General features: G+C 59.1%; 21 protein-coding genes and 2 riboswitches. Of the genes, 7 read left to right on the forward strand and 14 right to left on the reverse strand.

What is annotated here, in order from left to right; translation table 11 throughout:
• Positions 1-56 precede the first annotated feature (56 nt).
• From JQR90_RS08580 to JQR90_RS08590, 3 genes are all read right to left on the reverse strand, one after another.
• A complete protein-coding gene (locus JQR90_RS08580) occupies positions 57-503 on the reverse strand; it encodes a hypothetical protein (protein ID WP_010798035.1) in 447 nt (148 codons plus the stop codon).
• Between the two features lie 130 nt (positions 504-633).
• The gene (locus JQR90_RS08585; protein ID WP_010798036.1) at positions 634-1,311 is read right to left on the reverse strand and encodes a response regulator transcription factor; all 678 of its coding nucleotides are present in this window, start codon (positions 1,309-1,311) and stop codon (positions 634-636) included.
• Positions 1,312-1,389: 78 nt separating this feature from the next.
• Positions 1,390-1,974: a septation protein A gene (locus JQR90_RS08590; protein WP_150347566.1), complete on the reverse strand. Its 585-nt coding sequence runs from the start codon at positions 1,972-1,974 to the stop codon at positions 1,390-1,392.
• A gap of 62 nt (positions 1,975-2,036) precedes the next feature.
• Between JQR90_RS08590 and JQR90_RS08595 the strand changes: the two genes are divergently transcribed.
• The 3 genes from JQR90_RS08595 (at position 2,037) to JQR90_RS08605 (ending at position 4,392) form a co-directional block, all read left to right on the forward strand.
• Positions 2,037-2,909, forward strand: a complete 873-nt coding sequence (locus tag JQR90_RS08595) for a PHP domain-containing protein (protein ID WP_010798038.1) — start codon at positions 2,037-2,039, stop codon at positions 2,907-2,909.
• Positions 2,906-3,538, forward strand: coding sequence for an L-threonylcarbamoyladenylate synthase (locus tag JQR90_RS08600; RefSeq protein ID WP_010798039.1), 633 nt, complete (start codon positions 2,906-2,908; stop codon positions 3,536-3,538). The genes JQR90_RS08595 and JQR90_RS08600 overlap by 4 nt, the downstream gene beginning before the upstream one ends.
• A gap of 119 nt (positions 3,539-3,657) precedes the next feature.
• A complete protein-coding gene (locus JQR90_RS08605; RefSeq protein ID WP_167517283.1) occupies positions 3,658-4,392 on the forward strand; it encodes a segregation and condensation protein A in 735 nt (244 codons plus the stop codon).
• Here JQR90_RS08605 and JQR90_RS08610 read toward each other — a convergent pair whose 3' ends face one another.
• From JQR90_RS08610 to JQR90_RS08660, 11 genes are all read right to left on the reverse strand, one after another.
• Positions 4,393-5,118, reverse strand: coding sequence for a cobalt-precorrin-6A reductase (locus JQR90_RS08610; RefSeq protein WP_434140728.1), 726 nt, complete (start codon positions 5,116-5,118; stop codon positions 4,393-4,395).
• On the reverse strand, positions 5,115-6,206 hold the full coding sequence (locus tag JQR90_RS08615; RefSeq protein WP_434140729.1) for a cobalt-precorrin-5B (C(1))-methyltransferase: 1,092 nt from the start codon (positions 6,204-6,206) through the stop codon (positions 5,115-5,117). Before JQR90_RS08615 ends, JQR90_RS08610 begins: the two co-directional genes overlap by 4 nt.
• Before the next feature lie 79 nt (positions 6,207-6,285).
• Positions 6,286-7,074 (reverse strand): precorrin-4 C(11)-methyltransferase, encoded by a 789-nt coding sequence (cobM, locus tag JQR90_RS08620; protein ID WP_074825396.1) that lies wholly within the window; start codon positions 7,072-7,074, stop codon positions 6,286-6,288.
• Positions 7,071-7,835, reverse strand: coding sequence for a precorrin-3B C(17)-methyltransferase (cobJ, locus tag JQR90_RS08625; RefSeq protein ID WP_125887982.1), 765 nt, complete (start codon positions 7,833-7,835; stop codon positions 7,071-7,073). Before cobJ ends, cobM begins: the two co-directional genes overlap by 4 nt.
• Positions 7,832-8,596, reverse strand: a complete 765-nt coding sequence (locus tag JQR90_RS08630; protein WP_434140730.1) for a cobalamin biosynthesis protein — start codon at positions 8,594-8,596, stop codon at positions 7,832-7,834. Before JQR90_RS08630 ends, cobJ begins: the two co-directional genes overlap by 4 nt.
• On the reverse strand, positions 8,590-9,288 hold the full coding sequence (gene cobI, locus JQR90_RS08635) for a precorrin-2 C(20)-methyltransferase (protein ID WP_434140731.1): 699 nt from the start codon (positions 9,286-9,288) through the stop codon (positions 8,590-8,592). The genes JQR90_RS08630 and cobI overlap by 7 nt, the downstream gene beginning before the upstream one ends.
• Positions 9,285-10,547, reverse strand: a complete 1,263-nt coding sequence (cbiE, locus tag JQR90_RS08640; RefSeq protein WP_434140732.1) for a precorrin-6y C5,15-methyltransferase (decarboxylating) subunit CbiE — start codon at positions 10,545-10,547, stop codon at positions 9,285-9,287. Before cbiE ends, cobI begins: the two co-directional genes overlap by 4 nt.
• Positions 10,544-11,185: a precorrin-8X methylmutase gene (locus JQR90_RS08645; protein ID WP_150347560.1), complete on the reverse strand. Its 642-nt coding sequence runs from the start codon at positions 11,183-11,185 to the stop codon at positions 10,544-10,546. Before JQR90_RS08645 ends, cbiE begins: the two co-directional genes overlap by 4 nt.
• A 4-nt stretch (positions 11,186-11,189) precedes the next feature.
• Complete coding sequence (locus JQR90_RS08650; protein ID WP_434140733.1) at positions 11,190-12,218, reverse strand: sirohydrochlorin chelatase; 1,029 nt, start codon at positions 12,216-12,218, stop codon at positions 11,190-11,192.
• Complete coding sequence (locus JQR90_RS08655) at positions 12,218-12,904, reverse strand: CbtA family protein (RefSeq protein WP_434140734.1); 687 nt, start codon at positions 12,902-12,904, stop codon at positions 12,218-12,220. The genes JQR90_RS08650 and JQR90_RS08655 overlap by 1 nt, the downstream gene beginning before the upstream one ends.
• A gap of 9 nt (positions 12,905-12,913) precedes the next feature.
• Positions 12,914-13,099 carry a CbtB domain-containing protein gene (locus tag JQR90_RS08660; RefSeq protein ID WP_019365051.1) on the reverse strand — a complete coding sequence of 62 codons (186 nt, stop codon included), beginning with the start codon at positions 13,097-13,099 and terminating at the stop codon, positions 12,914-12,916.
• A 96-nt stretch (positions 13,100-13,195) separates the two neighbouring features.
• A riboswitch (cobalamin riboswitch) is annotated at positions 13,196-13,411 on the reverse strand.
• A 58-nt stretch (positions 13,412-13,469) separates the two neighbouring features.
• Positions 13,470-13,659: riboswitch (cobalamin riboswitch) on the forward strand.
• Positions 13,660-13,782: 123 nt separating this feature from the next.
• Here JQR90_RS08660 and cobW point away from each other — a divergent pair.
• From cobW to JQR90_RS08680, 4 genes are read left to right on the forward strand one after another with little or no spacing between them, the layout of a single operon-like run.
• Positions 13,783-14,835, forward strand: a complete 1,053-nt coding sequence (gene cobW / locus JQR90_RS08665) for a cobalamin biosynthesis protein CobW (RefSeq protein WP_019365050.1) — start codon at positions 13,783-13,785, stop codon at positions 14,833-14,835.
• Between the two features lie 4 nt (positions 14,836-14,839).
• Positions 14,840-18,589 carry a cobaltochelatase subunit CobN gene (cobN, locus tag JQR90_RS08670; RefSeq protein ID WP_434140735.1) on the forward strand — a complete coding sequence of 1,250 codons (3,750 nt, stop codon included), beginning with the start codon at positions 14,840-14,842 and terminating at the stop codon, positions 18,587-18,589.
• Between the two features lie 42 nt (positions 18,590-18,631).
• On the forward strand, positions 18,632-19,642 hold the full coding sequence (locus tag JQR90_RS08675; protein WP_434140736.1) for an ATP-binding protein: 1,011 nt from the start codon (positions 18,632-18,634) through the stop codon (positions 19,640-19,642).
• Positions 19,624-20,328 carry a VWA domain-containing protein gene (locus JQR90_RS08680; protein WP_434140737.1) on the forward strand — a complete coding sequence of 235 codons (705 nt, stop codon included), beginning with the start codon at positions 19,624-19,626 and terminating at the stop codon, positions 20,326-20,328. Before JQR90_RS08675 ends, JQR90_RS08680 begins: the two co-directional genes overlap by 19 nt.
• Positions 20,329-20,401 lie beyond the last annotated feature (73 nt).

Below are 20,401 nucleotides of genomic sequence, written 5' to 3' on the forward strand. Positions count from 1 at the left end.
CTGGTTTGGATGGAAAACTGCCCAGCCGGACTAACCGGGCTGGGCAGTTTCAAGCGTCAATTGGATTTGTGTTCTTTCTTCCACTGCTGGAATTCAGCCCATTCCGCTTTGCGCTGTTCCTGCTTCTTGGCCAGCTCGTCGAACTTTTTGCGCTGATCAGGCGTGAGCTGATCGCGAATGGTCTTCTGCGTCTTTTCGCGGTTGGCCTTGAGCTCATCCTTCATGGCCTGGCGCTCTTTTTCTGGCAACTTGTCCAGGTACTTGTGAATGATGTCCTGGCGATCGTGCATCTCCTGACCCATCAGCTTACCGATGGTACGGTGCTGCTCAGGCGTTAGATCAAGCTCCCGGAACGGGCCGCCCATCATGTCGCGATGTCCCTTGGGACCGTCCATATGCATGCCGGGCGGGGGCGGCGGCATGTCATCGGCTGGCGCAGGTGCTGCAAAAGACAAGGTAGGCAGCAGGGAAGCGAACAGCAGGGCGGGAATCATCTTGCGCATAAGGTTCTCCTTTTTGAGAGCCGGTATCGACCGGATGAGTCCACTTTAGCGGAGGCAAGGTCAGGCGCCGTCAATCAAGGTAAAGCTTGGGTAAATACGCAGTCAGTAAACTGTGTCAGTACCGTGCCGGCTATTCACTGTAGTAATAGCCGCGGCCTCTAATGGCCATGATGCGGGGTCTGCCATCCGCATGGGCACCCAGTTTCTTGCGCAGATTGCTGACATGCATGTCGAGGCTGCGATCGTAAAGCGTAAGCTTACGTCCCAGGGCAATCTGGGCCAGAGCCTGTTTATCCAGAGGGTCACTGGGTTGGCGAAGCAGGGCTTCCAGAATGCGGCTCTCGGTAAGTGTCAGGTTGACCTCGTGCTCGCCGATGTTGGCGACGCCTCGGGCAACGCTCAATGACAGATCGCCCAGCTGTAAACGGGCTGCGGGCTGCGCCGGGTGGCTGCGGCGTAGAACGGCGCGCAGGCGCGCAGTCAGCTCTCGCGGGTCGCAGGGTTTGGCCAGATAGTCATCCGCGCCCAGCTCCAGGCCCAGGATGCGATCCAGGGGTTCGCCACGGCCGGACAGCATCACGACAGGTAGCTCGGGGTAGTCGCTGCGTAGCTGCTTGAGCAGCTCCAGACCACTTCCATCAGGCAGCATGACGTCGAGTACCACTGCAGAAGGGGTGTGGGCAGCCAGTTCCTGGCGTGCAGTCACGCCATCGTGGCTGGCGCGCACTTCGAATCCTTCCTGCTGCAACCAGGCACTTAGCAGATCGCAAAGCTCACGATCGTCATCGATCAGAAGAATTTGGCTCATTACGTTAGGCTCGTCGGGAACCGGAAGCAGGCTACCGACGTATGACAGGCCGGCAGCTGTATGAAGACTTCAGCGGTTCTAGGATTTCTTGGAGTCGCTGTCATGCAGATGCTTGGACAGGTAAATGCCCTGACCAATCATGAAGAGCAGTGTCATGCCCAGGCTGCCAAACACCTTGAAGTCCACCCAGATGCTCTCGAACGTAAAGGCGACGAACAAATTGGCAAAGCCGCAGACCAAGAAGAAGATGATCCAGGCAATGTTGAGGCGTACCCAGATCGCATGGGGCAGGGTCATGGCATGGCCCAGCATCCGCTCGATCAGCGGTTTATCACCAATGAAATGACTGCCGATGAAGGCCAGGGCAAACAGCCAGTTGACCACAGGCGCTTTCCATTTCAGGAAAGTTTCGCTGTGGAACGCCAGGGTCATGCCACCAAACACCAGACAGGCCACCAGCGTCAGCCATTGGCCTTTCTCCAGACGTCGCTGCTGGATGAAAAGGATGCCATAGACGATGACTGACGCAATGATCAGAACCGCTGTTGCACTAAAGATGCCGCCCAGTGAGAAGGCATGACCTGCGAACTCGACGGTTCGAGGTTCAAGCTTGAAGACGATGAAGAACAGAAGCAGGGGGATGAAATCGATAAGTTGTTTCATTTAAGCAGCCGGAGCCAAGACATCCGGGCATAATAACAGACGAATCAAGACGAGGAACCAGGATGCGTGTCGATCTGCACTGCCACAGTACGGCTTCCGATGGGACATTGGCCCCGGCCGAGGTGGTTGCACGCGCCTATGAGCGGGGCGTTCGGTTACTGGCCCTGACCGATCATGATACCCTGGAAGGATTTGCCGAGGCGCGACAGACGGCCGATAAGCTGGGATTGACGTTACTGACAGGCGTTGAGCTCTCCTGTACCTGGGGCGGCGCAACCATCCATGTATTGGGCTACGGCTTTGACAGCGACTCTCCAGACCTGAAGCAGGCACTGGAGGCCCTTTACACGGGGCGTTGGGCGCGGGCCGAAGAAATTGATCGACGTTTGGCTGCCAAAGGCATGCCGGGGGCGCTTGAAGGCGCTCAGGCTATTCAGCAGGCGCTGGGTGATAGCCGTAATGCGCCTTCCCGCCCTCATTTCGCTGAGTTTCTAGTGCAGGCAGGTTATGTGAAGGACAGGGGCGAAGCATTCCGCAAATGGCTGGGCGGAGGCAAGATCGGTGATGTCAAGCAGCACTGGCCGACCTTGGAGGAAACAGTCACAACCCTGCGTGCGGCCAAGGCGTGGATCAGTCTGGCTCATCCATTGGCTTATGACTTTACACGGACTAAACGGCGCAAGCTGATCGGTGACTTCATTATGGCCGGCGGGCATGCCCTGGAAGTGGTCAATGGAGTCCAGCCGGCCGAACAGGTTGGCATGTTGGCAATTCTGGCGCGTGAGTTCGGTCTGATGGTTAGTGCCGGAAGTGATTTCCATACACCGAGTGACTGGTCTGACCTGGGCATGTACCGTCCGGTCCCTGAAGACCTGCCTCCGCTGTGGGCACGATTCGGCCATGCCATCTACCCAGCCAGTCAGGAGCCAACGTGAGCCAGTACATCGAGATACATCCGCAAAATCCCCAGCCGAGGCTGATCCGTCAAGCCGTGGATATCATTCAAAGCGGCGGCGTGATCGCTTATCCCACCGACTCGTCTTATGCATTGGGCTGTCGGATCGGTGAGAAAAATGCCGTAGAACGCATCCGGCGAATTCGCCAGCTGGACGATAAGCACAACTTCACTCTGGTATGCCGCGATCTTTCCGAGCTTGGTTTGTATGCCAAGGTCGACACGAGCACCTTTCGACTGATCAAGGCGCATACGCCAGGACCTTATACCTTTATTCTCAACGCCACCCGTGAGGTGCCACGCATTCTGCTGCATCCCAAGCGACGTACCATTGGTGTGCGGGTGCCCGAGCATCCCATCACTCAGGCGCTTCTGGAAGAGCTGGGGGAGCCGCTGATGAGTGTCAGCCTTATCATGCCCGGCGAGAAAGAGTCGCTATCCGACCCTTATGAGATGAGAGACCAGCTGGACCATCTCGTTGACCTGATCATTGATGGTGGAATGGGGGGACTTGAGCCCTCTACGGTGGTCAGCCTGACCGACAGCGAGCCGGAAGTTCTACGTGTTGGTGCTGGTGATCCAGAGCCGTTTGAGCGTGAGCGTGCATGAGCGAGCCAGGCAGTCCTGACGTGAACGAGCCTTCGGCACGCATAGAGGCGGCAGTACCGCTGGTTTACGGGCAGGCTTTTACCGAGCTGCCACAGGACTTGTATATCCCGCCAGATGCGCTGGAGGTCTTCCTCGAAGCCTTTGAGGGACCGCTTGACCTGCTGCTTTACCTGATCCGCAAACAGAATATCGATATTCTCGATATTCCAGTGGCTGAGATCACGCGGCAGTACATGGGTTATGTCGAACTCATGAAATCGGTTCGTCTGGAGCTTGCTGCAGAGTATCTGGTCATGGCAGCCATGCTGGCGGAGATCAAGTCGCGCATGTTGCTGCCTCGCTCTTCGGAGGTGGAAGAGGAAGAGGATGACCCTCGAGCTGAATTGATTCGCCGGTTGCAGGAGTACGAGCGCTTCAAAAAAGCTGCTGAGGATATAGATACTTTGCCTCGGGTAGGGCGTGACATTACCGTACCCACTTTACCGGCACCTGACGCCAAGGCGCGCAAACTCCTGCCGGATGTGGGGCTGAACGAGCTGATGCTGGCCATGAGTGAGGTTATGCGGCGGGCGGATCTCTTCGAGAGCCATCAGGTATCACGGGAAGTCTTATCGACTCGTGAGCGCATGAGCGATGTGCTCGAACGCCTCAAGGGGGGGCAGTTCGTACCCTTTATTGCCTTGTTTACCGTCGAAGAAGGCCGTTTAGGTGTGGTGGTGACATTCATGGCTATCTTGGAGTTGGTAAAGGAATCGCTGATCGAATTGGTACAGAACGAGCCCTTTGCAGCGATTCATGTACGGGCCCGAGGCGAAGACGCGCCTGTTGCCGATGCAGATATTGCCCAGTCCTGACTACCGGCCTAGGCCTAGCGCCGTCATCAGGGAATCGATTGCAGTAAATGTCTGGTCGGCCTGTGGTAATGGGGGGCGAGCACGCATCAGGACAGGGATTTTCAAGTCGCGCGCAGCGATCAGTTTAGCCTCGGTGGCGCTGCTGCCGCTGTTCTTGCATACAATCACCTCGATCTCTTGATCTTTCAACAAGGTGTATTCGTCTTTTATCCGGAATGGTCCTCGTGCGTTCAGGAGCGTAACGTTGGAACGACTCTGCTCCGAAGTGACCAGGCAGCGAACCCACCAGCGCTGGTGACGGGGTATCTCATCGATATGGGTTAGCGGCTCTCGCCCGAGCGCCATCAGGACTCGGGCAAAGGGATAAAGCTGGGCCGTCAGCTCGGGCCAGTGATGCCATTCCCGCCACTCATCACCCGCGCAAGGATGCCAGGCCGGACGATGCAGCACCCAGTATGGGATACCTGTTTGTCTAGCGGCTTTCTGAGCATGTCGGCTGATCTGTTCAGCGTACGGATGGGTCAGATCGAGCAGCAAATCAATTCGTTGTTCATGAATGAAACGAACCAGCCCATCGATACCGCCAAAGCCACCCACGTGGCAGCGGCAGGGTAAGTCATCGGGTATCTGACCCAGGCCAGCCAGGCTATAGATGGCATCGGCGGGAAGCTGGTAGGCAAGGCGCAGACCCTCGCGAGTGCCGCCCAGCAGCAGAATTTTCTTCAAGACGCGCTTCCCATCAGATTGCCGGCGCGGTCGATGGCAAAAACGTCCAGTGCCGTGGCATCGGGCAGTTTACTGAGCGCCACATTGTGGGCGAGTCGGCAGATATGGTCAGCCAGGAGGAAACCGGCCTCATGGGAAAGCTTGAGCGCCTGTTGACTGGTAGTGCAGGAAGCAATAGCCGCTTGCAGGGAGGCGCCTGCGCCGAGAGCTGCCGCCTGCTCAGCCAGCCAGGGCAGGTCTATGCTGGAGCTACGGCTGTGGAGATCCATGTGTCCGGCTGCCAATTTGCTGATCTTGCCAAAACCGCCACAGAGAGACAATCGTGGCACCGACACGCGCTTGGTGTGTTTTAAGACTGCGCCGACAAAATCTCCCATCTCGATCAAGGCAATTTCAGGCAGGCCGAAGTGGGTCCGCATGGCCGCCTCGCTGGCATTGCCGGTACACGCAGCCAGGTGAGACTCCCCGTTGGCGTGGGCAACATCAATAGCCTGCTGAATTGAGGCGATATAGGCTGCGCAGGAAAAGGGACGAACGATGCCGCTGGTACCCAGAATCGACAGCCCTCCCAGGATGCCCAGGCGGGCATTCATGGTCTTTTGCGCCAATACCTCACCGCTTTCAACGCCGATAGTCACTTGGAACCCGCCAGGGTAGCCAGCCTCAAGGGCGAGCCGCTCCAGATGGTGGCGCATCATCTGCCGGGGTACCGGGTTGATCGCGGGTTCACCAACCTCCAGTACCAGACCTGGTCGGGTTACTGTGCCAACACCAGGACCTGCTAGAAAGGTAATACCGGGTTCGGCTGTCAGCTCGACCTGAGCGAAAACCCGTGCGCCATGGGTAACGTCCGGGTCATCTCCAGCATCCTTGATGATCGAGGCGGTGGCACCCGTAGCACTACGCTCGCAATGCTCGATGCGGAGCAGAAGGGTTTTCCCGCCCTTGGGCAGGTCGATGGTCAAGGCATCACAGGTTTCGCCACGCAAGAGCAGGCGTGCCGCTGCCAGGCTTGTGGCCGTGGCGCAGCTGCCTGTTGTAAAGCCGCTGCGCAGCGGACCTTTACGCTCGGGAGATTCCTCGCGCATGGGCGTTGAGTCGTCCTTCAGCCCACCACTGACATGAGTGCGTCAGGTTTGGAATGGACGAACGGGCAGGTGAACGGTCTCATGCAGGCGGCTCCTCGCTGGCTTTCTTGCGGCGCTTGTATGCCGGACGATATACATGAGCCTTGTCCTCCCGGTAAAGAAAGGATTCGGAAAAATCATCTGGTGCCAGCACACGCCCGACAAGAATCAGCGCCGTGCGGTGGAAGCCTTTGGCCCGAACCTTAGCCAGGATGTCTTCCAGCGTACCCATTACCCAGTCCTGATCCGGCCAGGTAGCTCGGTGCACCACAGCCACCGGGCAATCGGCGCCATAGTGCGGGATCAGGTCCTCGACAATCTTGTGCAGTCGGTTGATTCCCAGGTGTATGGCAAGGGTTGCGCCATGCCGAGCAAGGTCCGGCAGTTGCTCACCTTCGGGCATAGCTGTCTTGCCTGCATAGCGCGTGAGAATAATGGTTTGAGAGATATCCGGAAGTGTCAGCTCTGTACCGAGCAAGGCAGCGCACGCAGACGTGGCTGTGACGCCCGGTATCACTTCGAAAGGAATGTCCAGCTCACGTAAACGGCGAATCTGTTCGCCAATTGCGCCATAGAGTGACGGGTCGCCTGAATGCACGCGTGCTACATCCTGGCCCTTGGCATGGGCAGCTTCGATCAGCGTCATGATTTCCGCCAGATGAAGCTCGGCAGTATTGATGACTTGTTCGGCTGTGTTGCCTTGGAGAACAGCCTCGGGGACCAGAGAGCCTGCATAGAGAATGACCGGGCAGCTGTGAATCAGTCGCTGGCCTTTGATGGTGATCAGCTCAGGGTCGCCAGGACCGGCGCCGATGAAATAAACCGTCATGCATCGGCTCCCAGTTTTTTAGCATAGCCGCGGGGCGTGTATACCCATTGGCCAACTCGGCGGGTTTCGCTGTTGCCCACCAGCACAATAGTCAGCATATCGACCTGAGCTGGGTCCAGTTCGCCTAGTGTAGTGATAGTGATCTGCTCTGTTGCCCGGGTGACGTTGCGACCGATAATGACAGGCGTGTCTGCTGGGCGTTTTTCCAGTAACAGCTCACGGGCACGTGCCAACTGCCAGGTACGCTTTTGGGAGACCGGGTTGTAGAAGGCCACCACAAAATCTCCCAGGCCTGCCGCACGGATGCGTGTCTCGATGGTTTCCCAAGGAGTGAGCAAGTCTGAAAGCGAGATGGTGCAGAAATCGTGGGCAAGTGGGGCGCCCACACGGCTGGCGCAGGCTTGCAGGGCTGAAATGCCGGGCACTACGGCAATCTCCACCTCGTGCCAGGCGGGCAGCGCCTCGTGCTCCAGTAGCTCGAACACCAGAGTCGCCATGGCATAGATGCCTGCATCTCCACTGGAAATCAGCGCCACGCTTCGGCCTTCGGCGGCCAGCTCCAGGGAGCGGCGGGCACGGCCGATTTCATCACCCAGCGGGCTATCGTGACGTGCCTTGCCGGCCACGATCTCGCCGAGCAGGTCGACGTAGAGCGGGTAGGCAACCAGGTCTGTAGCGCCTTCCAGCGCGCGGCTGGCAGCGGGGCTCAAGTGCTCCAGCCCGCCTGGGCCGGTACCGATGATAACTAAACGTCCAGTCATGAAGGATCCTGATAGGCGCGTGCAAGAGCAAAGGTCGCACGGGCGTTCTTGTGTTTGGGAATGATCAGCTCGGCCGGGCCGCCCGTTACCTGCTCGGCCATTGCAAGGGCCGCTGCCTCTGCCACGCCATAGCAGCCCGTTTCGCGAAAAACGATAGCGGAGCGTTGAGTGAGCTGGTTTTCGTACCGGTTGAGCGTGTCGGTTTCGAAAAACCGAATAGGTACATTTAATGTTTCAGCCAATGCCAGCATGCCGACTTCGTCGTGTTTCAATGCGATGCTGGCGAAGCCATTGATGTCGGCTACGGTCAGCGAATGGGCAGCCAGGGTTTCTGTCATCAGTGTATGCAGAACTGATTCCGGGCAGCCTCGCTCGCATCCCAGGCCAGCAATGTAGAGAGGACGGGTGTAGCGCCGGGCACTGGTGATAACGCATTGAGCCTGCAGCTGCTCCGACCATTCCTGCGCCCAGGCGTTGGCGCCGCCTTCATGGCCGGACAGCAGGGGAATGATGAACCGACCGGCTTCATCCAACACCAGCACCGGCGGGTCGCGGTACTTGTCTTGCAACACTGGCGCCAGGGTGCGTACGGCGATACCGCTGGCGCAGATCAATGCCAGCCGATGTCCGGCCTGGAAGCGTTGCTGTACGATTTCGATAAAAGGCTGAGGACGATGCAGCCACTCGGCACTTCGATCCAGTAACTGCAAGCGTTGAGCGAGCGCAGCACCGGCATCCGTCAGACTGACGATGGTCAGCATGGCTGTGCCCCGATTAGGAACAAGGCAAAGTAGGGGCCTTGTTCTCCATCAGGCATCGCTTCATGACATCGGATGATCCGCTGTGTGTCACGGCTGGCGTATTCGACATAAACGCTATCAGCGTCACGTCCGGTACGTCGCAGCAAGCGCAGGATTTCACCATACTGGCGGCCGGGTTTCATGATCACGAGCGGTCCGGGCTCATGCAGGGCGCTGGCCAGCCGCTCCGGGCCGGCAGTAGCGGGCAGGATGCGCAGGCTTTGTTCGAGTCGCGTCAGCGGGTGACGCGCTGCAGCGGCGGCGGCCATGATCGAACTGATGCCCGGCACAATCTGGCAGGGAAACCGCTCGCCCAGCCGATCATGTAGATAGATGAAGCTGCCGAACAGTAGAGGGTCGCCTTCGCATAGAACCGCCACGTCCTGCCCACGCTCAAGCCGATGGGCAATATTGGCAGCAGCTTGATCATAGACAGAGAGCGCCGCATCGCGCTGACGCTCGAACGGCATGTAGATAGGCAGCTCCAGCTGATCGATCAGATGTTCCTGGGCGATGACCCGCGCCTGGGAGGCACCTTGCTGATTGGCAATATAGGCTACTACCGGACACTGCCGGATCAGGCGGGCAGCCTTGAAGGTAAGCAGTTCGGGGTCGCCGGGGCCGACACCGATGCCATAAAGTGTACCAGTCATGGTTTGATTCGCTTGAAAAGAAGTACAGGCAGGTGCGGGCGCATGAGGCGTTGACCGGCGAGACGGTCGCCTCTGGAAACGGCCAACTGGATCCATTCGTCGTCCTGGGCAGGCTCAATTTGTGAAAAGCCATGCAAAGCCATACGCGCATCCTCGGTGACGGCACTGGCAATCAGGCGTCCTCCTGACGGGAGTCGAGCCCAGCATGCTTCAAGAATCGCAGCCAGATCACGGCCGCCACCGCCTACAAATACGACGGTCGGCGATGGCAGTTTAGCGATATGCTCAGGCGCACGGCCTTCATGAATATGCAGATTCTTGACGACGCCGAAGCGGTCACGGTTCGTAGCTAGATGGGTGAGTCGCTCGGCGTGATACTCCAGGGCATGAACCTGCCCATAAGGGTTCCATCGGGCCCATTCCACCGCTACGCCACCACACCCTGCACCAATATCCCAGCCGATATCACCTGCACGGGGCTCAAGCAGCGAAAGAGCACACAGCCTTACCTCGCGCTTGGTCAGCAGACCTCTGCCTGCCTCGTCACCGTCTGTGCTGAACGCGGCGTCGGCGATGCCCGGGAATTCAGGCAGTACGCCACCTGCACCTTGAGTCCTGAAGATCACGACGTTCAAGGGAGAAAAGACTTCAGTCGACTCACTGAGAAGGCTGGCCGTATGAGTGGACACACGTTCCTCATGGGTACCCAGGTTTTCTGCTACCCAAACGGTGGAATCACCAAAGCCTCCGGCAACCAGCTCGTCTGCGATCGCGGCAGGATGGCTATGGGCATCGGTGAGCGTTGCAAACCAGCGGTTGACCTTCAGGGTGGCGCGCAGACTGGAAAGGGGACGACCATGCAGGCTGACCACTTCAGCCTCTTGCCAGGGTTGGCCGATCCGGGCAAAGGCGGCCTGGATACTGGACACTGCCGGATAAAAGCGAAGCTTTTCAGCGGTGAGGTGCTTGCGCAGATGTCCGCCAAGGCCATAAAAAAGCGGGTCGCCAGAGGCAAGCAGGACGATGCGCTGACCGGAATGTTCTGCCAGAAGCGACCAGAGCGCTGAAAACGGGCTTGGAAAATAGGCTCGGCGAGGAACATCGAGGCCTTGCTGCTCGAGCGCTTCGAAATGACGCGGTGCACCAATGACCAGCTCAGCCGAGTCCAGTGCCTGCCGCGCTTCGGCCGAAAGGGCTTCGCCTGCGAGCCCAAGGCCGATGACCTCCAGCGTAGGGCCATTCCAGGTTCGTTCGCTCACCAGCGTATCCCTTGCTGCACACGTGCCAGTGCATTGAGCGTAGCGGCGGCCAACGCGCTGCCGCCCCGTCGGCCACTGAGTGCTATCCACTCGATGCCGAGTGCTTGCCCATGAGCCATGAGCGCATCCTTGGATTCTGCTGCACCAATGAAGCCAACCGGCATCCCGATGACAAGGGCGGGCCTGGGGCCACCCGATTCCAAGTGCTCAAGCAGTCTGAACAGGGCTGTCGGGGCGTTGCCAATGACTACAATGCTGCCGGGCAGATAGGGCTCCCACAGCGACAGCGCCACCATGCTGCGCGTTTCACCCGTTGCTTTTGCCAGTGCCGGGACGCGCTCGTCATTCAGAAAGCATAAGGGACGTTCACCGAACAGGCGTCGGGTCAGGCCGTGCCTGACCATTTCGACATCACAGAGGATAGAGGCCTGCGCCTCCACGGCGGCAAGACCGGCTTCCATGGCATGTGGGCTGAAGTGCAGCGCTTCCACAATCTCCGGTTCGCCACAGGTATGCACCAGGCGCATGGCAATCTGCGCCTGGTCAGGGTCGAAGCGGCTGAGGTCGGTCAATGTCCTGATCTGCTCAAAGGACTGACGCTCGATGGCCTCCGGGTCGCGCTGATAATCGAAGGGCATGCAATCAATCCGCCGGGGTCAGTTTCTGAACACCTTTGAGCGGCGCTGCCTGGGCAGGTGACAGAGCATGATCATGACTGTGGTCATGATCGTGGTGGTGGTGGTGATGACCATGATGGTGATGATGGTGGTGGTCATGATCGGCATCGGTGCCAATACCGCGCACATGGTGGTGGTGTCCGAACTGGGGAGCACCGACACGGTCTTCGAAGCCGATGATCTGCTCGCGGTAATGACAAAGCTGGCAGTTCATGTTGCCAGTGCCTTCCTCGGTTTCATGGAGTTTGTCCACCAACGCCTCGATGACCAGGGGATGGTCGTTGAGATAACCGGCCTTGACAACCCGTACTTCAGGATGCGCCTCGGCATAGGCATCTACGTCTGCATAGATGCGATCGATCAGGCGTCCTGTGAAAAGGAAGTAGGGGAATACGATGACATTGCGGTAGCCCAGGCGATGCACGACAGGCAGCGCGTCGGCTACCAGCGGCTTGGTTACGCCGGAATAGCAGGTCTCGGCCCAGGCGAAGCCCATGCCTTCCCACAGAAAGCGCGTGATCTTGGTGATGTTGGAGTTGGCGTCAGCATCGGACGCGCCTCGCCCGACAACGACCAGGAGGGTTTCATCGCGACGGTAATCATCGCCAAACTGCGCTTCGGCCGCCTCGATACGATCGCGTGCAGCGCGCATCATCTTGGCGTTGACGCCCAGTTCCACTCCGTAGGTGATCTTGACTTCCGGGTTCGCGGCCATGAACTCGTTGAGTTCGCTGGGAATGTCGTTCTTGGCATGGCCGGCGGCCATCAGCATGCCAGGAATGGCGGTAATGTTGCGAGCACCTTCTGCGATCAGCTTGTTAAGGCCTTCAGCAATGGTCGGGCGGGCGAATTCGAGAAAGCCTGTGGTGCACAGACGATCCGGAAAGCGGCTCTTGAGGTGTTCGGCGAGGCGGAAGAACTCTTCGACGCCCGGCCTGCTGCGAGTGCCATGCCCCACGACGAGAATGGCGGGTGCGCTGTTACTTAATGTCATCAGGTGTTCTCAGCTGTATCACGGGTGTAGAACCAGGCGCTCAGCCAGCCCAGCACAATCCAGAAAACGGCATTGGAGACAAGTGCTGCCAACTGGAAATGTTGCTGCAGGGATTCAGGGGCCAGGCTTGCCTGTTCGGCAGGTTGTGGTGCGCCAATTATATGGGGCAGCGCAAAAAGGGCCAATGCGGCCAGACGCAACACCCTATGGCGGGTGAAAAATAGCAGGGCCAGGGCGCAGGCTGTGGCAGCCGCGGTGCCGATCCACCAGCCTTGCCGTGCGGTCAGTTCAGCCGCTGCGGTGCCGGGCAGTTCCGGTGGCAGCCCCAGGGAGGGCGCAAGACAAAAGGTCAGATAGCCGGTAGCGCCCCAAAGCAAGCCATGCCAGGCGTGGCGCGGGGCTCGTAGCGTAAACAGGCCTGCCAATATCAGGCTGAATCCAACCGCAACGACCAGGTTGCCGCCGAGTGTCGAAAGCGTTCGTTGCCAGCCGTCTTCAGGCGCCCAGGCCTCGTCGTCATGGTGGTGAGCAGGTGTGTCAGCGGCATGCGCGTGCGCTTCACCCGCTACCTCATAGGTTTCGGCTTCCAGGATCAGCGGCGTGATCCAAAGATTCTGCAGTACGCTCAGGAGCAGTGCCGCCAGTAGTCCGGCAAAGCCGGCTGTAAAGGCAATCCGTTTGTACATGTCACAGCCTCAATGGCAGGGGAAGCCTTCACTATGACGGGTGTCATGAGCGCCATTATGAAGGGCGTCGATGTGTGAGAAGCCGGCTAGAAAGACCAGGCCTGCTCCCAACACGCACGCCAGGGCGGCGGCAGTCAGGCGTTGAGTCAGGGTGCCGGATGCCGTAGGCACATGAGACAGGGATTGGCTATTCATGGATTCCCTCCTAGGAGTGTGGCGAGGATGAGGGAACGCACGAAGGCGCGGTCGCTTGCGCGCCACGCCATTCAGCTGCGCCCGCCCACCGCGGGTTGCTCAATCGTCAATCAGGCCGGTCTCCGGACTTGTGAAGGGGGTGGAGCAAGGGGCTCCAACGCCTGCAAGATCGGCCTTCCCATGCTCTACAGCCGAGCACAGTGGATATCGATCTACACTCACGTACCGTTGCGGGGGCAGTGCCGGACTTGAACCGGCTTCCCGTTTCACCGCCACGAACCGCGTGGCGACACCTGAAATCAGGCGCAAGCAGACCACGAACACGGGCGAAGCGTCAACTTCATCGATTGACACTCCAGAGTGTCGCTCGTAGCCTTTGCGCCTTCAGGGTGCTTTGGCACATGACCAAAGCTAAGAGGGAATGCGGTGCGAGACCGCAGCTGCCCCCGCAACTGTAAACGGTTGTTTAATCGATGCTTTTCAGGAAGCCACTGCTCTTGGGCGGGAAGGCGAGAAGCGTTGCCGTGAGCCAGGAGACCTGCCTTGAACACATTTCAGAATGCGGCTGCACGTGTGAGCCGTATTCTTTCCGACAACCGGGCGGGGTGATCCGGTGTGGCGTCTGGACTGCGTATGAGCGCGTCTTCGTCATGCCTGCCTGTCCCTTTTTCATAAGGCAGCTCATGAAAACCTTGGCCAAGATTCCTGTCACAATCATTACCGGCTTTCTCGGCGCCGGCAAAACCACATTGCTGCGCCATATTCTGGAAAATGCCCAAGGGCGGCGCATCGCCGTCATTGTGAATGAATTCGGTGAGCTGGGTATCGACGGTGAAATCCTGAAGCAGTGCAGCATCGGATGTACCGAAGAAGAAGCCGCAGGCCGGGTATTCGAGCTGGCTAACGGCTGTCTGTGCTGTACCGTGCAGGAAGAGTTCTTTCCGGTGATGCGCGACCTGGTGGCCCGACGTGCCGATATCGACCACATCCTGATCGAGACGTCTGGCCTGGCGCTGCCCAAGCCGCTCGTACAAGCCTTCCAGTGGCCGGAAATCCGTAATGCATGCACCGTGGATGCCGTTGTCACCGTGGTGGATAGCCCGGCGGTTGCCCTGGGTACGTTTGCGGCCTATCCCGAAAAAGTCGATGCCCAGCGTCAGCTGGACCCCAACCTGGATCACGAGTCCCCACTGCATGAGCTGTTCGAGGATCAACTGGCAAGCGCCGATCTGGTCATCCTGAACAAGGTCGACCAGATGCCGCAAATGGCCCTGGCGGCCGTGCGTAGCCAGATCGAGAGCGAATTGCCAGCGTCCGTGAAAATCATCGAAGCGAGCAATGGGCAGCTGCCGTTGTCTGTCCTGCTGGGGCTGAATGCCGAGGCCGAGCTGCATATCGACGCGCGAAAGACGCATCACGACCATGAGCCTCATGAGGAGCATGATCATGACGAATTCGACTCGTTTGCGGTCGATCTGCCAGAGGTAGAGGAGAGTGTCTTGCTGGACGCATTGACCGGGCTGGTGCAGCGCCACGGCATCCTGCGTATCAAGGGCTTCGTCGCCATCAAGGCCAAGCCGATGCGCCTGCTGGTGCAAGGGGTAGGTACCCGCTTCGACAAGCACTTCGATCGTGCCTGGAAGGCGGATGAGGTTCGGCAGACACGTCTGGTCGTGATTGGCCAGGATCTGGATCAGGCTGCCATCAGCGCTGAACTCCGCAGCGTACTGGCTTAATACGATGCATCTCCTCAGGACTCAGCCCGGCGGCTTTACTCCCGACGACGGAATCGCTCATCTTGCACAGACCCCGGGCGACCTGGTGATCCTGTGCAGTGCCGATTCTCATCTAGCGCTGCTGGCCGAAGCGGCGCGCGGGCTGCCTGAGGACTTTCCAAGCCTGCGCCTGGCCAACCCCATGCAGCTGATGAATCACGCCTCGGTTGATCTGTATGTCGATGAGGTGCTTCAGCATGCCAAGGTCATCATTGTCTCGTTGCTGGGCGGGGCGGCGTACTGGCGCTACGGTGTAGATCAATTGGCCCAGCTGGCCGCACAAGGTGCCAGGCTGATTCTTGTACCCGGAGATGACAAACCCGATCCTGAGCTAATGGCGTTGGGTAACTCTTCCGTTGAGGATGCCGAGCGGATCTGGCAGTACCTGCGACAGGGCGGCATGGATAATGCCCGCATGCTGTATCGCTTCATCGGCCAGCGATGGTTTGGACGTGAGACGATGTGGGTCGAGCCTCAGCCGCTACCGCGTGTTGCGGTGTATGCGCCAGAGCGTGATAAAGATAAGGCGCTGGGCTCGTGGCAGCAGCGTTGGCAGGAGGATGGGCCGGTAGCAGCCCTGTTGTTCTACCGCAGTCATCTACAAGCGGCCAATACCGGGTTCATCGATACGTTCTGCGAAGCATTGATAGCTCAAGGGATTAATCCGTTACCTGTTGCCGTAGCCAGTCTCAAGGAGCCGGAGTGCCTTGCTGAGGTCGAGGCACTGCTGGAGGCGACAGAGACCGAGCTGATCATCAATACGACAGGTTTTGCCCAGTCCAACCCGGATTCCCCTCATCTCCGCCCGTTTCGTCGCGATGTGCCGGTACTGCAGGCTATTTGTGCCCAGGATAACGAACCGGGATGGCGGGAGAACGCCCAAGGGCTTGGTCCACGCGACCTGGCGATGCACATTGCCTTACCGGAACTGGATGGGCGGATCATCACGCGCCCCGTCAGTTTTAAGGGCCTGGCCTGGCGAGATGAGCGCAGCCAGAGCGATGTGGTGTGTTATCAGCCCGTTCATGAGCGAATGGCGTTTGTGGCTGAACTGGCTCGGCGCTGGATCATGTTGGCTCGATTGCCAAATAGTGAAAAGCGTACCGCCTTGATCCTGGCCAATTACCCGACCCGGGACGGCCGGATTGGTAATGGTGTAGGGCTGGATACGCCTGCCGCTGCACTCAATATTCTCAAAGCGCTGGAGACCGAAGGGTATCCGGTCGAAGGCCTGCCCGAGAGCGGAACGGCCCTGGTCCATTCTCTACTGGACGGCGTGACGAATGATCTGGGAAGCTTGGATCTACGGCCATGCCATCAAAGCCTGGGGTTGGAGGACTACCTGCGCTTTTTCGCCGAATTGCCGCAGGTGAACCAGGACGCGGTGCGGGAACGCTGGGGCGATCCCGAGCAGGACCCCATGTTTCGCCGCGGCCGCATGATGGTTGCCGGGCTGCGGTTCGGACTGACGTTTGTAGGTATCCAGCCGGCGCGGGGCTATCACCTTGATCCCAGTGCGGTTTACCACGATCCGGACCTTGTACCGCCGCATGGGTATCTGGCGTTCTATTTTTGGCTGAGGCACGTCTATCGCGCCCATGCGCTGATGCATGTCGGCAAGCATGGCAACCTTGAGTGGCTTCCAGGGAAGGGTGTTGGTCTGTCTGAAACCTGTTGGCCAGATGCCGTGCTTGGCCCAACGCCCAACATTTATCCTTTCATTGTCAATGATCCGGGCGAAGGGGCGCAGGCCAAGCGTCGTACCCAGGCGGTTATCATCGATCATCTGATGCCTCCGCTGACGCGCGCCGAGAGCTATGGGCCTTTGCGCGATCTTGAGCGGCTTGCCGATGAGTTCTATGAAGCGCAACTGCTTGATCCGCGTCGCGCCCGCGAGCTGCAAGGCGATATCGCACAGCTGTTACGCAGCTCCAGCCTGGACCAGGAGCTGAAACTCTCGGATACCGAAGCGCCCGAAGACTGGTTACCCAAGGTAGACGCCTACCTGTGCGAGCTGAAGGAATCGCAAATACGCGACGGGCTCCATATCTTTGGTGAGTCTCCGCAGGAGCGCCTGCGGCTTGATACCCTGCTGGCGTTGGTTCGTATTCCCCGCGGTAACGGGCAGGGCGGTAATGCCAGCCTGCTTCAGGCATTGGCTAAAGACCTGAGCCTGAATATTGATCCCCTTGATGCTGCGTTGGGAGAGCCCTGGCCTGGGCCGCACCCTGAAGCGTTACGGGCAGTCAGTACGGAGCCTTGGCGTATCGCCGGTGACACGCGTGAGCGCCTGGAATTACTGGCCGGTCGACTGATTGAGCAGGCACTGGGCGGTGAGTTGAATGAGGCGCAGTGGCCCTATGCGGGGCTGGTGCTGGCCCAGCTCAAAAGCCATATAGCACCGCTTCTTGACGCCTGCGGTCCGGCGGAGATCGAGGGCATTACCAGCGCACTGGCAGGACGGTTCGTCCCGGCAGGTGCCAGCGGAGCACCCAGTCGAGGCCGTCTGGATGTGTTGCCTACGGGCCGCAATTTCTATTCGGTAGACGTCCGCAACCTGCCAACCCAAACGGCATGGCGAATCGGTTGGCAATCAGCCAACCTCTTGCTGGAGCGTCATTTGCAGGATCATGGCGATTACCTGCGGCAATTGGGGCTGTCCGTTTGGGGAACCGCTACCATGCGAACAGGTGGCGACGATATCGCCCAGGCCATGGCATTGCTGGGCGTGCGCCCCGTCTGGCAGGCGGGTAGCCAGCGTGTCAGTGATTTCGAGATCCTGCCTTTGACAATCCTGGACCGGCCGCGTGTAGACGTCACGTTGCGGGTTTCGGGTTTTTTCCGTGATGCCTTCGCCAACCTGATTAGGCTATTTGATGCCGCGGTGCAGGCGGTGGCCGCGCTGGACGAGCCGGACGATATGAATCCATTGGCCGCCCGGGTCCGTGAGGAGCAACGTGTCCTCGAAGCGAAGGGGCTGGCGACTGACGAGGCGCGGCGCCAAGCTGGCTGGCGGGTATTTGGTTCCAAGCCCGGCGCCTATGGGGCGGGTCTGCAAGGCCCGATCGATGAGCGTCAGTGGCAATCTCGCGATGATCTGGCGGAGGTATACCTTAATTGGGGCGGCTACGCCTATGGCGCAGATGACCCAGGCACGCCTGCACGGGAGCGCTTCGTCGAGCGGCTCGGCCATCTACAGGCTGTCTTGCACAACCAGGATAACCGTGAGCACGATCTGCTGGATTCGGACGACTACTATCAGTTCCAGGGTGGCATGCTGGCCGCCGCAGAGACATTGCAGGGCGAGGCAGTAGCGTCTTATCACGGCGACCACAGTCAGCCGGAGTCGCCTCGCATCCGTACACTCAAGGAAGAGCTCAACCGCGTCATTCGTTCCCGGGCTGCCAATCCCAAATGGATCGATGGCGTGAAGCGGCATGGGTATAAAGGTGCCTTTGAGCTGGCGGCCACGGTGGATTATCTGTTTGCCTTCGACGCCACGACAGCGTTGATCGATGACCACCAGTATGCGCTGTTGGCCGATGCCTATGTGCTCGATCCGGCCACCCGCGAATTCATCCAGCAGCACAATCCTGATGCCTTGCGAGAAATGACCGAGCGATTGCTGGAGGCCCAACAACGCGGGCTCTGGCAGGAGCCGGGGCATTATCGGGAAGCGCTGGAAAACATTCTGATGGACAGCGAGGAAAGCTAAGTAGATGTTTCCTCATAATACCAGCCCATTAATGAGCCCTCTATGACTGATACTCCGCAATTTCCTTTGGCTGCCATTGTAGGAGCTGACTCCTTGAAGTTGGCGCTTTGCCTCAATGCCATTGATCCGGGTATCGGTGGGGTATTGATCGAAGGCCCGCGCGGTATGGCGAAGTCCACCCTGGCACGCGGCGTGGCCGCCCTGATGCCGGGTGGTTCATTCGTGACCTTGCCATTGGGGGCCAGCGAAGAGCGTATTACCGGCACACTCGACCTGAACGCCGCCCTGGGTGAAAAGCGCGCTGCATTTTCACGTGGCGTGTTGGCCAAGGCGGACGGCGGAGTGTTGTATGTGGATGAGGTCAATCTGCTGCCGGATCATCTGGTTGACCTGTTGTTGGACGTAGCCGCCAGTGGTGTAAACACCGTGGAGCGCGACGGGATTTCCCATCGGCATCCGGCGCGCTTTGTACTGATTGGCACCATGAACCCCGAGGAGGGGGAGTTACGTCCTCAATTACTGGATCGGTTTGGTTTCAATGTGGCGCTGAATGCCCATCCTGCGCCAGCAGAGCGAGCCGAAATCATGCGTCGTCGGCTGGCGTTCGACCTTGATCCGCCCGGCTTTATTGCCAGTTGGGCCGGAAGCCAGGCGGACCTTGTCGAGCGCTGCCAGGCTGCACGTAGCCGGTTGGCAGGGGTCGCACTGGATGATCTGTCGCTGTCGCGTATTGCCGAGCGCTGTTTTGCAGCGGCAGTGGATGGCATGCGTGCGGACCTGGTATGGCTAAGGGCAGCACGCGCCCATGCGGCTTGGCGCGGTAACGAAATGATTACTGAAGATGATATCGATGCGGTGGAAGAGTTCGCGTTGCGTCATCGCCGACGACAGCAACCCCCTTCGGAGTTACCGCCACCGCCATCTTCTGATCGTCCCGTCTCCGAACCCTCTTCAAGCCATTCGAAGAGTGAAGGGCAATGGGGTGAGCTACCGCCTCAGGCGACGGCGATTGGAGAAAAGCGCTCAGGTGAGGGTTGGCCAAAAAAGCGCTGAGCATTCGCCCGCGTGTAACCCAAGTGGCGGATGCTCGACCTTTACCGGGGAAGGCTAATAGTGGTCGGCACGGTGCTTCTCGCACAGGTGAGGCAGGGGCAGTTGCCTGGGTACCCACCTTACTGAGGGGGCTTCCTCGACGTGAGGCTGACCTGATACGCCAGCCTCGCTCTCAGTTGCCACGAGAGCATTGGTTGTTCATTGTCGATGCCTCGGCGTCCATGCGACGTCATGGCGCCCTGGTTCAAGCCAAGGGCGTATTGCTGGGTTTTCTCGAGCAGGCTTACCGCGCGCGGGCAAGCGTAGCGGTGCTAGGGGCAACAGGTGTACAGCCGCACTGGCTTGCCCAGGCTCGTCGAGCCAGTCAGCAGGTTCCGGGTTGGCTTGAAGACCTGGGTGCAGGGGGCGGTACTCCCTTGCTTGAGTCCCTGGAACACGCACATGAGTGGCTAAAGCAACACCAATGTCGTCTCGGCAATGAGCCGGTAAGTGTCGTTGTGATGACCGATGGCCGTGTACGCGCCTGGACCTCATTGCCTCGTCTTGATGCGTCTGTCCTTGTCATCGATACCGAGCGTGCTCCGGTTCGCGTTGGACGTGCGCGTCAGCTGGCAGCTGATCTACAAGCCGTCTACTGCCACGTCGATGAGTTACCCATTGGGAAGCTGAAACATCCGCTGCGCTAAATAAGGCAGCGATTTTGTTGCGTAACCGGTAGGCTATACAGCAGAACTACGATTTTCTTTGAGGTATGCGTCC

The organism is Pseudomonas sp. JZ114, assembly GCF_051027705.1.
Lineage (GTDB): Bacteria > Pseudomonadota > Gammaproteobacteria > Pseudomonadales > Pseudomonadaceae > Chryseomonas > Chryseomonas luteola.

What these genes read in the sequence shown, in the direction of transcription:
- cobI (WP_434140731.1), bottom strand. Translation starts at nt 9,288, where the DNA reads ATGACTGGTACACTTTATGGCATCGGTGTCGGCCCCGGCGACCCCGAA.
- JQR90_RS08655 (WP_434140734.1), bottom strand. Translation starts at nt 12,904, where the DNA reads ATGTACAAACGGATTGCCTTTACAGCCGGCTTTGCCGGACTACTGGCG.
- JQR90_RS08630 (WP_434140730.1), bottom strand. Translation starts at nt 8,596, where the DNA reads ATGCTGACCATCGTCAGTCTGACGGATGCCGGTGCTGCGCTCGCTCAA.
- cobN (WP_434140735.1), top strand. Translation starts at nt 14,840, where the DNA reads ATGCATCTCCTCAGGACTCAGCCCGGCGGCTTTACTCCCGACGACGGA.
- cobJ (WP_125887982.1), bottom strand. Translation starts at nt 7,835, where the DNA reads ATGACTGGACGTTTAGTTATCATCGGTACCGGCCCAGGCGGGCTGGAG.
- cobW (WP_019365050.1), top strand. Translation starts at nt 13,783, where the DNA reads ATGAAAACCTTGGCCAAGATTCCTGTCACAATCATTACCGGCTTTCTC.
- JQR90_RS08645 (WP_150347560.1), bottom strand. Translation starts at nt 11,185, where the DNA reads ATGCCCTTCGATTATCAGCGCGACCCGGAGGCCATCGAGCGTCAGTCC.
- JQR90_RS08590 (WP_150347566.1), bottom strand. Translation starts at nt 1,974, where the DNA reads ATGAAACAACTTATCGATTTCATCCCCCTGCTTCTGTTCTTCATCGTC.
- JQR90_RS08595 (WP_010798038.1), top strand. Translation starts at nt 2,037, where the DNA reads ATGCGTGTCGATCTGCACTGCCACAGTACGGCTTCCGATGGGACATTG.
- JQR90_RS08660 (WP_019365051.1), bottom strand. Translation starts at nt 13,099, where the DNA reads ATGAATAGCCAATCCCTGTCTCATGTGCCTACGGCATCCGGCACCCTG.
- JQR90_RS08585 (WP_010798036.1), bottom strand. Translation starts at nt 1,311, where the DNA reads ATGAGCCAAATTCTTCTGATCGATGACGATCGTGAGCTTTGCGATCTG.
- JQR90_RS08650 (WP_434140733.1), bottom strand. Translation starts at nt 12,218, where the DNA reads ATGACATTAAGTAACAGCGCACCCGCCATTCTCGTCGTGGGGCATGGC.
- JQR90_RS08675 (WP_434140736.1), top strand. Translation starts at nt 18,632, where the DNA reads ATGACTGATACTCCGCAATTTCCTTTGGCTGCCATTGTAGGAGCTGAC.
- cobM (WP_074825396.1), bottom strand. Translation starts at nt 7,074, where the DNA reads ATGACGGTTTATTTCATCGGCGCCGGTCCTGGCGACCCTGAGCTGATC.
- JQR90_RS08580 (WP_010798035.1), bottom strand. Translation starts at nt 503, where the DNA reads ATGCGCAAGATGATTCCCGCCCTGCTGTTCGCTTCCCTGCTGCCTACC.
- JQR90_RS08615 (WP_434140729.1), bottom strand. Translation starts at nt 6,206, where the DNA reads ATGCGCGAGGAATCTCCCGAGCGTAAAGGTCCGCTGCGCAGCGGCTTT.